The following is an 11943-nucleotide window of genomic DNA, read 5'->3' as shown; positions in this document are numbered from 1 at the left end:
ACATAAGTGATGAAAGTAAAAACCCGTTTTGCACCGAGCCCAACCGGCTTTCTTCACATCGGTGGTGCAAGAACCGCGCTCTATTCTTGGTTGTTTGCCAAGCATATGGAAGGCGAATTTGTACTGCGCATTGAAGATACCGACCTGGAACGTTCAACTCAGGAAGCCGTAGATGCCATCATCGAAGGCATGGATTGGTTGGGTCTGAACTGGGATGAGGGTCCGTACTATCAGACCAAGCGTTTTGATCGTTACAACCAGCTGATCGACCAGTTGATGGCCGAGGACAAGGCATACAAGTGTTACGCACCCAAAGAGCTTCTGGATGAAATCCGTGAAGAGCAAATGGCGGCCGGTGTAAAGCCTCGTTACGACGCAGCGCATCCTCGTATTGTTGAAGCGAATGCAGGAGCTAAAGACGGCGACCCGCATGTTATCCGTTTCCGCAACCCTACTGAGGGAAGTGTTGTATTTGACGATCACATCCGCGGACGTATCGAGATCTCGAACAGCGAGCTGGATGACCTTATCATCCGTCGTACAGATGGCAGCCCGACATACAACTTCTGTGTTGTGGTTGACGACTGGGATATGGAAATTACCCACGTCATTCGTGGTGAAGACCATATCAACAATACTCCGCGCCAGATCAATATCTATCAGGCGTTGGGTGCTCCGGTGCCTGAGTTTGCTCACTGTTCAATGATCCTTGGTGATGACGGTACCAAACTGTCAAAGCGCCATGGTGCGGTCAGCGTGATGCAGTACCGTGATGACGGTTACCTGCCTAATGCGCTGCTCAACTACCTGGTACGTCTGGGTTGGTCTCACGGTGACCAGGAAGTATTCTCTATCGAAGAGATGACAAAACTGTTCAGCCTGGACAAGATCAGCAAGTCAGCTTCAGCTTTCAACACTGAAAAGCTGTTGTGGCTCAATAACCACTATATCAAAACATCAGACCCAGAATATGTAGCCTCTTACCTGCAGTGGCATCTGGACCAGCGTAATATCGATACAGCCAACGGCCCGGATGTAAAGGAAGTTATCAAGCTGGTTGGCGAACGCTGTAATACTTTAGTGGAACTGGCTGATCAAGTTGGTTACTTCTATCAGGATTTTGAAACTTTCGATGCTGACGCAGCCAAGAAGCACTTGCGTCCGGTAGCAAAAGCGCCGCTTGAGACCGCCCTGGCAAAGGTTGAGTCCCTGGCTGAGTGGAGCACTGAAGCCCTTCACCAGGTAATCGCTGATACATGTGCAGATCTGGAAGTGGGTATGGGTAAAGTCGGTATGCCGCTGCGTGTTGCTGTTACCGGCGGTGGTCAATCCCCATCTGTAGATGCTGTAATGTGCTTGGTTGGCAAAGAGCGTGTTGTTGCCCGAATCCAAATGGCGCTGGCATTTATCGCAGAGCGTGAAGCGCAATAAAGATTTCCTATCAATGCAAAATCCAAAAGCCGGCATGCCGGCTTTTTTTGTGACCGAAATCTTATTAATTCATGAAGAGAAAAAAGAGGTGTCAATACTATGCGTAAAGTTGAAAAACAAAACTGTTAATTTATCTTTATGAAATAATGAAATTTAATCTTTGAGAAGCATAACGAATAAGCGTGGGTGATGATTTTTCGTGCATAGTTTTCTCGCTTTTACTGTTCGTTCTCTGCATCTAGCTCTTCTTTCGTGACCTCATCCACACACAGACAAAGATTCCCCTTGGTTTGTTCCTTTCTATAATGAGATTTTAGTCGCAAAAAATGGACAAATTATTTGTGATATTTATAAATCAGCAAAAACTATCTCAATAAATGCCTTTAAAATCAATAATATAAAATTTTTTATTCAATCATTTGAACTACCTCAAGAATTACACATCACTATCTTTTCGAAATAAAAAAAGTAGGTAAAGTTGTACCTGCATTTAAACACAAACTTCTAACCAATCCTGTCCGCTTCGGCGGCCACTAAAGCAGACAGGTACTTTTACACTTTTTAAGGAGTTATCCATGGAGAAAATGTTTAAGCGTTCACTTCTGAGCGCAGCAGTAGCAGTAGCAGCGATGGCTGGTTCTGCAAACGCAGCAATCGAACTGCACGGCCAAGCTGTACAGCTTTACGGTCAAGCAGCAGGTAGCCTGCAGTTGAACAACCCAGAAGCAAAAGATAACAACACCGTCGTTGAAATCGAATCACGTATCGGTATCAAAGGTACTGTTGAGTTTGACAACTTCGAACCTAACTTTATCTACCAAATGGAAACTGGCAACGCTTGGAACCGTGGTGGTAACGGCGATGGCATGGGTGCATTCGGTGGCCGTGATACTTGGTTCGGTTTTGATTTCGACGGCGTTGGTCAACTGAAGTTCGGTCGCCAGCTGGTAGCTGCGTACAACTATGTTGACTGGCCACACTCAAACCCTGGTCTGGGTAACGTATTTGACTGGCACAACACCATTGATGCCAGCTACCAAGACCGTGCCAACGACACTATTCGTTTCGATTCTGCAAACTTTGGCGGTATCAACTTCCAGGCTACTCTGAGTGGCATGGATACTACTAACGATGCGATGGTATACAGCTTTGCTACATCTTACACCAACAAGGTATTCAGTGTTCATGCAGGCTACTATGGTCAGGGTAAATACGATGCTCCTGTAGCAGCTAAGTGTGAGCTTGATCCAGCTGAGCCAGATGGCACTAAGTGTACTCCTGCAGACCCTGATGCAAAGGGTGGCGATGTTTCTTACTCTATCGTCGGTGGTAGCCTGTTCCTGGGTGACGTAACTCTGACAGCTGCTTGGAAAGCGATGCAAAATGACCTCACCGATAACGACCAGGATGCTTACTCTGCAACCGCTCAGTACATCATCAACGGTCAGTGGGTTCTGAAGGCAGGTTATGCAGCAACTTCAGACTCTTCTAAGGGTGATGACGACGGTTCAACCGCTATCACCGGTCGCCTGGGTTACCTGCTTCCTAGCAGCTACCTCTACATGGACATCCGTAGCTACGATATGAAGGGTGATGACAAAGAAGGTGACGGTACTAACGTCCTGCTGGGTGCTGAGTACTACTTCTAATTCTTTGAGTTGGAAAAACAACGATATAGCGAGCATCTTGGGATGCTCGCTTTTTTGCTAAAAGAGGTAAATTATAATGAAGCTCATCAAAATCGTGGCACTTGCCGGTATTCTTCTTGGTTCTATGAGTTCTTACGCTGCGGTTACGGTGAAGCTGCACCAGGACCTCGAACCAATGATTATCAATGGGGAAGAGCTTGGTTTTACTCTGGGGAAAAGGAGTGAAATTGACCTGGAAAACGGGACGAACCAAATCGTGGTTCGTGTTTCCAAATTGGTTCAACATCAGGCTGAGTTTGACAAATTCCGTTCATACCCTGTGGTATTAACATTTGATGCAAATAACAAAGAATTGTTGGTAGAACCTTCACAAATTATCACTAGACAAGATCAAGCCAAAGAGTTTGAACTTAACCCTGAAGTGGTTGTTAAAGATAGCGTAGGAAAAACGTTTGCAGTTCACCAAGGTGTACTGATGCCAGGAAAAGGTATTACCCGAAATTATGAAAAAGAGCTTGATACATATAACCAAGCACACAACTACAATTTCAACACTGAAGCTGAAGCGTTGGCAGTAAACAAAGCTGCAGAAAATAAAAAGCCAGTTGTTTCAACGAATACTGTAAAAGCCACCCCTGCAGTAAAAACAAATACGAGTCCGGAAATTAAGTCTGATGGCTCTTTTGAAACCCAGCTTTTGAAAAAAGCTTTCCTCGATCTTCCTGTTGAAGATAAAAAAGCATTTATGCTTTGGGCAATGGACAACATTAACGGTTAACAAATTACACAAGCCGCCCGGAATTCTTGCTGGGCGGATTACAATTTGATCAAATCCAACTCCGTCTTTCCTCGTTCCACGCACACCCAATAACCAATATCATTCGGATGATTTGCGCGAATGCTGTCAACTCGTTATTCATTCTCATTAATGTTTACAAGAGCATTGAAAGAACTGGTACTACCCGGCACCGAAAACAATTCATCGGTTAGCCATTGAATAAATCGCCGAATAAAAACCAAGAACGGTTAGACGTTCGATATAAGTGAGGACTGAGGGTTTGATGCAATCGTGCGAAAAGGGAAGGTTAGAAATGGCGCTCCCACAGGGACTCGAACCCCGATCGGTCGCTTAGGAGGCGACTGCTCTATCCTGTTGAGCTATAGGAGCACAGTCGCCGATTATACAGAAAAGAAGAGGAGTTTTAACTACTTCCTATTTTTTCTTGAGCTGTTTGGTTACCAAGTCGCCAATTTGGATGCTATTTGCTAATTCTGGCTGTTCAACCAAGACTTCAGACGTGGTGTCGTATACACGTGTAACCCGAAGGTTCATATCACTCTTTACCAGCCTGCTTCTCGGTATACCGTTTTGATCGACAAAGGATGAGCTGTGCCAAAGTTGTAATTCATCACCCTGTTTAGCGCCATGGATTCGACCCACGTTAATTTCTGCACTCTGACCGCGAATGTTAATAATGGAAGGGTAAGTTGCCCGGCAAGAGAGAGCTGACTCCAGATCCAGAAGAATAGTGCGGCTCATACGGCGGGCCATATCCCCATACGGTGATTGCCAGAAACGGGCAGTCATCGTATCTACCTGACTGAACCTGTCAAACGGCCAAAGAGCAATATCCCGGTAATTGTGGGTGTAAACCACGTCGCCGGTTCGGCCATCAATAACATTAATGACAATAGCAAGTTGCCGGTTCACCTGATCTTTGCCGAGAGTTCTCTGTTCTAGAGTTGCTGAGAGGTCAGTGATCTCTCCTGTCACAATAAATTGCGCATCGTTGTCTTCAGCCACCATGGTGGCTTCCTGCGGCTGACCGGGGTTAACATTTACATCGGTGATGCCTGTAACGACAAAACTTTGAGCCCCAGTTTCAAGCTGTCGCTTCAACAGCACGGTAAAGTCATCCCCAAATTGATAGATGCTTCCCAGGCTGGCCTGTTGGGGGGAAACAATATCAAACCGGCTGAGTAGTACGCCTTTACGGTACTGGCTGATGTGGCAACCATTTGCCGCCGGGTAGATATCAATGCGAGCCCTTAGGTAAAACACTCCCCGGGAGATTTCTTGTTTCAGTACCTCTATATGCCTTATTTCGTTGCCGCTGAACCGGTAATCCCGTTTGATATCTTTAAGGTATGGGTAAAGATCTTTTAGGCTGCCAAGGTCGGCACCTGAAAAAGTAGTGGCCTGATACAATGCATCTTCCATTGCGCGTTGACGCGCATCTACCTCGCTTTTCAATACAGGTGAGGCTCCAGTCACTTCATACCAGGCTGCACTCACGGGCTGAGTTGCTACCGTCATGAAAGCTATCCCGGAAAGCAGGGTGAGGAGATATTTTTTCATTGTTTTGCTCTTCATGGGTATGGAATTTGCTTAACTGTATTGCAGCGATATGTTTTGCCGCATCTACAGTGTACCAATACATATTGTTTTGAATGCAATTTGCGTTCCTTTTCGTAAAAACATCTGGTCTGTTCAACATAGAGAACAAGACTTAATCAGCCGCAGAGAGCGGAGCGGGAAGCATGAGAATCAGCATCGTACTTTTGTTGGCGTTATCTGTCGTGTCATGTGGCCAGCCAATTTATAACGGTAAAGAACCTTATTCGGGTACGCGGTATACCCTTGAGATGAATCCGCGTCATACGATTGACTTCTTTATCGAGAACATGGCAGAGCAGTTGGTGGAGTCCAACAACTATTTGACACCGCGTACGCCTGTAGCCATTACCTCTTTTGTGGACGTGCAACATCTGGAAGAAACCAACTGGCTTGGGAACACGGTGACCGAGGGGTTTATTTACCAGATGCAAAAACGCGGCTACACCGTAGTGGATTACAAAACCACCGGAACGATTAAAGTGACGGAAGACGGTGATTTTTCCCTCAGCAGGGACTGGCGTCAGTTGGCTTCCCAGCAGGAAGTTGATTTTGTCCTGACTGGCACCATGCTGAGGCAAAGTGGTGGCGTGTTGATCAATGCCCGTATCATCGGCCTGAGGTCTCGTGTTGTTGTGGCATCTGCGCAAGGCTTCTTGCCGTCAGACCGCATAGGTCGTGATATTGATACCCTAAATAAAGTTCGTATGGCTAATGGGGTCATTATCCGTGATGACGACCAGACAATCCCTCGCGAAACCGTTGTGCTGAAACCTTAGGAGAACTGAATGAAAGTTTGGTTTATGACACTGTTGGTGCTTTTCGTATCGGCCTGCCAGCCACTGACCGAAATGCGAAAGGACGAGATTATCACCGCAGTTGGTACAGCATCGATCAGTACCCAGCGTGGTGATACTGATGAAGAGAGACGAGTTCGTGCGATGCGTGCTTCAAAAGTAGAGGCTTATCGTGAACTGGCCGAGCAGGTGTATGGCTTGAGAATCAGTGGCCTGACCGGTGTAGATGATCAAAGTCTGGGAGAGGATCGGAGCAACGGCGCTGTCGATGGCATCATTCGTGGCGCAGAGGTTGTGCGCAGCTACCCGGTTGGCGACAGCTACGTAACGGAAATGCGTCTGGATCTGAAAAAGATGACCAAAATGAAAAGTTTTGGAGAATCTTACAATGTGCCCAGAAACGAACAGATTATCTATTAATAGCTTTGTTTGCTAATAGATTACCGAGGCGGATTTGCTGTTGCAGCAAGTCCGTTTTTTGTATGGAGAGTCAGAAAATCAGGCTTTGATGTTAGTGCCCAATGTTTTACGGCCTGACGCTACCCCTTCGTTAGTGTAGGTCATTTCGTGATCTTTCATCGCTTGCTGGAACAAGTTGCGAAGCTTATGCATGCTAAGTTGAGCACGTTGAAGCGCTTTTCCATTTTCTTCATTCAGTACTTTGCACTGAGCCATGGCTGACTGGATAGCCCCCACTTTTTCGGCAATGTCAGGATCAGAAAGTAGCTCCCTGAAACCAGGAACAGTTGCCAGTTCTTTGTCAGTAGCCTGTACTTTCAGGATTTGATCTAATTTCTCATTGGCTGCTAACTGGATACGTCCGGAATCGCGGGACGCGATGGCTTCAGTTTCTTTTCTTAATAGCTCTACCAAGCCGGCAATATTGTCGGTTTGCCTGGTGAGAAGTGCTGTAATGGTTTCTTTTGTCATACTGTCTACAGAACTAAATTTTTACCGACTATCGAATATCTTTTAGCTCGTCTTCAAACTTCATGATGTTCGAGGCCAGCTTGTCTGCATCAATAGAATAAGAACCGTCAGCGATAGCCTGTTTGATCCGGGCTACTTTTGCCGAGTCAAATTGTGGCTCACTTGCAAGTTGATTCTGCATTTGTCCAATAGCCCGTCCTTCACTGCTCAGTGATACGGAATCCCCTTTGCTGCGGGGGCTCTCTGGGGACTCGCGTGACACCGAGCCGGACCGTGCTGAATCCTGGTTCGTTTTGGATGTCACATAAGTCTGGCCGGGTCTAAGCTGATTAATTCCTGGCATAGTAAGGTGCCTTTGCAAGAGGTTAGATCTTAGTTAACCGTGATATCGGCCACGCTTGTCTCAACTTTAGCAAATAAACCGCATATTGTTAAAAATTAACCGATACTTCGCCGATGCCCGTCACAATAGCATCGACAATTCTGCGCGAACGGTTGTTTCGAACTTTAATTTGTTCCCCAATCCCACCATCACTGAGCGCTGTACCTTTGGTGATAATATTCAGCCCATCGCCGCTGGCATTGATAATGACTTCATCATTTCGGCAAACAACGCAGATATCGAACCCGGATATCGGTTGACCCATACCAATGGATCTCTTTGTCCTTGCCCCGGAAATGTCACTGATGTCATCAAAACTTTGGCCCCGCTGTAAACGGCTCTCTACCAATTGGATGGATAAATCATCCGCCAGCAATATCATGCCGCGGTCCAATGGCCGCTTTGCTACGACAACCGGTGTGAAGAGCTTAATAGCTACGGGGACGTAAACCTGCCAGTTGTGGTCGGGGCAGGTTACCTGGACAGTTACGGTAGAATTCAGTTTTTGTTTACCGGGAATGGTGGCGTTCAACTGTGTCGGACAGATGGTCAGGCGTAGTCTGGGATCGATGTAACCGGCTTCAATTCTCAGTTTTCCAAGCGCTGGTTTTTCTACAACACCGCTGACAAAATCCTCTGCAACTTGACGTACTGCCAGCAGTGGGTCGGTGTAAGCGAAGGCCCAATTTGGGCTCAAGGAAGAAAAAAAGGTGCCGATAATAATGCAGGCTTTGCGAAGAACGTTCATAATCAACAGACTACCTTGAAGGTAAAACAAGTGTCGCAGTCAGACGACAGGGCTTAAAAACCAAGGTTACGGTACTGGGTATCCTGAGCCCGGCACCACGCTACCAATCCTTTGATAGACGATGGAGTTTCAGGTATGACGGGCGTTTTAGACTCGGTAAACCAACGTACGCAACTTGTGGGCCAAAACCGTCTTGAGTTGCTGACTTTTAAGCTAATGCGCAATCAACGTTATGGCATAAACGTATTTAAAGTCAAAGAAGTACTTCAATGTCCTCGACTGACTATGATGCCAAACCTACATCCTTTAGTTAAGGGTGTTGCGCATATTCGTGGCCAGACAGTGTCGGTCATTGACATGAGCCTGGCAACAGGTGGCCGACCGATTGATGACCCTGAAAACCGTTTTGTGATCATCTCAGAATTTAACCGAACAGTGCAGGCATTTTTGGTTTCTTCGGTTGAACGAATCGTCAATATGAACTGGGAGCATATACTTCCGCCTCCTGACGGTACCGGTAAATCTAATTACCTGACCGCTGTGACTGAGATAGACGGTGAATTGGTAGAGATCCTTGATGTAGAGAAAATTCTCAACGAAATCTCGCCGGTTAATGAAGAAATCAGTGAAGACGTACAGGCCAAAATCCAGGAAGTTCCGCCCGAACAACCAAAACTGGTTCTTATCGCAGATGATTCCAGTGTGGCTCGCCGTCAAGTTAAGCGGGCTGTTGAAGGCGTAGGTTATGAAGTGGTTGTGGCAAAAGATGGCCGCGAAGCACTGAATATATTGAAAGAAATGGCCGAAGAGGGTGATATACAGAGCAAGCTCGCCATGGTCATCTCAGATATCGAAATGCCTGAAATGGATGGATATACACTGACAACGGAAATCCGAAAGGATCCATCTTTAAGCCAGCTGCACGTAGTTCTACATTCCTCTCTCAGTGGTGTGTTCAACGAAGCGATGGTACAGCGTGTTGGGGCCAATGCATTTATCGCAAAATTTGACCCTGATGAATTGGGTACCGCTGTACTCGACGCAGCGATGAGCTGATATTAACAATGAGTTCCAAATGACAAATATAACTATAAGCGATCAGCAATATCGGGATTTTTGCCGGTTTCTCGAATCACAATGCGGTATTGTTCTTGGTGACAGTAAACAGTATCTGGTTAGAAGCCGCTTGAGTCCGCTTGTATCGAGACATGGTCTCCCTTCTCTGGGTGAACTTCTCACGCAGGTTATCTCTGGACGCAACAGGGATTTACGCGTCGCTGCTGTTGATGCTATGACTACCAATGAAACCCTTTGGTTTCGTGACGGATATCCTTTTGAAGTTCTGGCAAACAGGCTTTTACCTGAACTGGGAGAAGGACGTCGTCCAATAAAAATATGGTCTGCAGCCAGTTCATCCGGCCAAGAACCTTATTCAATAGCAATGACGGTTTTGGAAACGCAGGCGAAAAAGCCTGGCTCTGTCAGCAGTGTACAAGTTACCGCGACGGATATTTCCTCCACAATGCTTGCCAACTGTCGCACGGGAATTTACGACAGCCTGGCATTGGGTCGAGGCCTGTCCCCTGAGCGAAAGCGAACATTTTTCAAAGACTTGGGTGATGGCAGGATGGAGGTGATGGATAACGTAAAGCGTCTGGTCAATTTCCGACACCAGAACTTGCTGGAAAGTTACTCTCTGCTTGGGAAGTTCGATATCATCTTTTGTAGAAATGTTTTGATTTACTTTTCGGCAGACATTAAATCCAAGGTGCTAAACCAGATGGCAGCCAGCCTTAATCCCGGTGGATACCTAATGCTGGGGGCTTCAGAGTCACTGACTGGTCTGACAGACAAGTTTGAGATGGTCCGTTGTAATCCGGGCATTATTTACAAGCTTAAGTAAACCTACCGACCATACAGGCAAATGAAAAAGCGGCACAAAAGTTGCCGCTTTTTTGTTGCCTAAAAAACATGATTCAACATTGGCATCGAAATTGCTTGAATATCTCAAGTGATATAAGGAGGCGGCCAATGGCAATTTCATTTGATAAAGCACTGGGTGTACACCAATACACAGTCGGCGTACGTGAAAAGCGTGCTGAAGTGCTTTCCAGCAATATTGCCAATGCAAATACCCCTGGGTACAAGGCGCAAGATCTCGACTTTAAACGTGCGCTTTCAGCGGCAACCTCTGGGGCAAACATTGGCCTCAGCAGGACTAACAGTCGGCATATTGCTGCCTCCACAACGGTTAGCGGTGAAAAAATGTACCGAGTGCCGGACCAGCCGGATACAGGTGATGGCAACACCGTTGACATGCAAGTAGAACAAAACCTGTTCATGCAGAACGCCCTGGAGTATCAGGCATCACTGGATTTTCTTGGCAGTAAGTTCAAGAACATGACCAAGGCGCTGAAAGGAGAGTAATGGATGAGCCTGTTTAACGTATTTAATGTAACAGGATCAGCGATGAGTGCTGAGTCTGTTCGGCTGAACACAACATCCAGTAACCTGGCTAACGCAAACTCCGTCAGCAGCAGTGCGGCAGAAACTTACCGGGCCCGCGAGCCAATATTTGCCGCAGAACTTAATCGGTTCACCAGTGACCCGAATGCAATCCCGGTAAAGGTGTTGGGTGTAGTTGAAAGTGCCAAACCTTTGCTGGCCGAATATAACCCGGATCATCCAATGGCGAATGACCAAGGCTATATTTATAAACCAAACGTCAATGTGATGGAGGAAATGGCAAATATGATTTCTGCATCACGTGCATACCAAACAAATGTCCAGGTCGCTGATTCGAGCAAGCAGATGTTGCTGCGCACGCTTCAGATGGGCCAATAAGGCAGGAGGATTAAAGCATGGCCGGGATTGAAGGCACTGGCGCAGGCAGCTTGTCCTACATCGATCAGCTCAAAAAAATGCAGCAAGAAAAGCTGCAGAAGGAAGCTGATAACGTAACGGGTCAAAAAGATCTCAATCAGGAGGATTTCCTTTCGCTCCTGACCAAGCAGCTGTCACAGCAAGATCCGTTTAAGCCTGTTAGTAACGACCAGATGATTGCCCAAATGGCATCTTTTGCAACGGTTGATGGCATTGGCAAGATGAATGAGCAATTTGGCTCGTTGAACTCAGCGATGACATCCAGCCAGGCACTACAGGCTTCATCTCTTGTTGGGCGTGACGTCCTGGTGGCCGGAAATTCTGCGATGAAAGGTGCTGGTGGTCTGGCTGCCATGGTCAAGCTGCCTCAAGCCGTCAGCGATCTAATAGTCCGTGTTGAAAATGAGCATGGACAATTGCTTAAGACTTTTGGTTTGGGAGCGAAGCCCGCAGGTGACCATCGTGTTGAATGGGATGGCACAGACGATGCTGGCAACCCATTGCCTCCGGGTAAATATAATTTGAATGTCGGCGGTATGGTCGACGGAAAGGCCAAGGAATTTGACCTTTCAACCTATGCACATGTAAACAGTGTGCTTTTGGGCAAAGGTGACGGAAACGTCATGCTCAACCTCGCTGGTTTCGCCTCGCCTGTTAAGCTTGCTGAGGTACTCGAGGTCGGTAACGCCGATGTAGGCGATGTCAGCAAAAGTTAAGTGAGGAGAAGT

14 protein-coding genes and 1 tRNA gene are annotated in these 11943 nt (G+C 46.8%); 10 read left to right on the top strand and 5 right to left on the bottom strand.

The features are described from left to right. The first annotated feature begins 9 nt into the window (after window positions 1–9). From gltX to NF212_RS13300, 3 genes are all read left to right on the top strand, one after another. Entirely contained in the window at window positions 10–1431 is a 1422-nt protein-coding gene (gltX, locus tag NF212_RS13310; protein WP_434356384.1) for a glutamate--tRNA ligase, read from the top strand. A 575-nt stretch (window positions 1432–2006) separates the two neighbouring features. Next, window positions 2007–3080 (top strand): porin, encoded by a 1074-nt coding sequence (locus NF212_RS13305; protein ID WP_434356382.1) that lies wholly within the window; start codon window positions 2007–2009, stop codon window positions 3078–3080. A 76-nt stretch (window positions 3081–3156) separates the two neighbouring features. Further along, window positions 3157–3858 carry a YccT family protein gene (locus NF212_RS13300; RefSeq protein WP_434356380.1) on the top strand — a complete coding sequence of 234 codons (702 nt, stop codon included), beginning with the start codon at window positions 3157–3159 and terminating at the stop codon, window positions 3856–3858. Window positions 3859–4172: 314 nt separating this feature from the next. On the opposite strand, the gene NF212_RS13295 is transcribed toward NF212_RS13300, so the two are convergent. Both NF212_RS13295 and NF212_RS13290 read right to left on the bottom strand, forming a co-directional pair. Continuing rightward, window positions 4173–4248: transfer RNA gene (locus tag NF212_RS13295), tRNA-Arg, on the bottom strand. Between the two features lie 45 nt (window positions 4249–4293). Then, window positions 4294–5439, bottom strand: coding sequence for a flagellar assembly protein T N-terminal domain-containing protein (locus NF212_RS13290; protein ID WP_434356378.1), 1146 nt, complete (start codon window positions 5437–5439; stop codon window positions 4294–4296). A gap of 182 nt (window positions 5440–5621) precedes the next feature. On the opposite strand from NF212_RS13290, the gene NF212_RS13285 reads away from it, so the two are divergent. Both NF212_RS13285 and NF212_RS13280 read left to right on the top strand, forming a co-directional pair. Next, window positions 5622–6254, top strand: a complete 633-nt coding sequence (locus NF212_RS13285) for a FlgO family outer membrane protein (RefSeq protein WP_434356376.1) — start codon at window positions 5622–5624, stop codon at window positions 6252–6254. 9 nt (window positions 6255–6263) lie between these two features. Then, on the top strand, window positions 6264–6692 hold the full coding sequence (locus NF212_RS13280) for an LPP20 family lipoprotein (protein ID WP_434356374.1): 429 nt from the start codon (window positions 6264–6266) through the stop codon (window positions 6690–6692). A 78-nt stretch (window positions 6693–6770) separates the two neighbouring features. Here the strand turns inward: NF212_RS13280 and flgN are convergent, their stop codons facing one another. The 3 genes from flgN to flgA all read right to left on the bottom strand — a co-directional run bounded on the left by flgN (window position 6771) and on the right by flgA (window position 8332). Then, window positions 6771–7202 (bottom strand): flagellar export chaperone FlgN, encoded by a 432-nt coding sequence (flgN, locus tag NF212_RS13275; RefSeq protein ID WP_434356372.1) that lies wholly within the window; start codon window positions 7200–7202, stop codon window positions 6771–6773. 28 nt (window positions 7203–7230) lie between these two features. Continuing rightward, on the bottom strand, window positions 7231–7545 hold the full coding sequence (gene flgM, locus NF212_RS13270; protein WP_434356369.1) for a flagellar biosynthesis anti-sigma factor FlgM: 315 nt from the start codon (window positions 7543–7545) through the stop codon (window positions 7231–7233). Between the two features lie 88 nt (window positions 7546–7633). Continuing rightward, the gene (gene flgA / locus NF212_RS13265) at window positions 7634–8332 is read right to left on the bottom strand and encodes a flagellar basal body P-ring formation chaperone FlgA (protein ID WP_434360886.1); all 699 of its coding nucleotides are present in this window, start codon (window positions 8330–8332) and stop codon (window positions 7634–7636) included. Between the two features lie 135 nt (window positions 8333–8467). Between flgA and NF212_RS13260 the strand changes: the two genes are divergently transcribed. The 5 genes from NF212_RS13260 (at window position 8468) to NF212_RS13240 (ending at window position 11931) form a co-directional block, all read left to right on the top strand. Continuing rightward, window positions 8468–9388, top strand: a complete 921-nt coding sequence (locus NF212_RS13260) for a chemotaxis protein (protein WP_434356367.1) — start codon at window positions 8468–8470, stop codon at window positions 9386–9388. Between the two features lie 19 nt (window positions 9389–9407). Continuing rightward, window positions 9408–10235, top strand: coding sequence for a CheR family methyltransferase (locus NF212_RS13255; protein ID WP_434356365.1), 828 nt, complete (start codon window positions 9408–9410; stop codon window positions 10233–10235). Between the two features lie 128 nt (window positions 10236–10363). Next, the gene (gene flgB, locus NF212_RS13250) at window positions 10364–10759 is read left to right on the top strand and encodes a flagellar basal body rod protein FlgB (RefSeq protein ID WP_434356363.1); all 396 of its coding nucleotides are present in this window, start codon (window positions 10364–10366) and stop codon (window positions 10757–10759) included. 3 nt (window positions 10760–10762) lie between these two features. Beyond that, complete coding sequence (flgC, locus tag NF212_RS13245; protein WP_434356361.1) at window positions 10763–11176, top strand: flagellar basal body rod protein FlgC; 414 nt, start codon at window positions 10763–10765, stop codon at window positions 11174–11176. Between the two features lie 17 nt (window positions 11177–11193). Then, complete coding sequence (locus NF212_RS13240; protein WP_434356359.1) at window positions 11194–11931, top strand: flagellar hook assembly protein FlgD; 738 nt, start codon at window positions 11194–11196, stop codon at window positions 11929–11931. Window positions 11932–11943 lie beyond the last annotated feature (12 nt).

Origin of the sequence: Parasalinivibrio latis (assembly GCF_036825535.1) — a bacterium.
In the GTDB taxonomy this organism is placed as follows: Bacteria; Pseudomonadota; Gammaproteobacteria; order Enterobacterales; family Vibrionaceae; genus Parasalinivibrio; species Parasalinivibrio latis.
The sequence above is the reverse complement of the archived record's forward strand: the minus strand, read 5'-3'. Positions and strand labels throughout refer to the sequence as shown.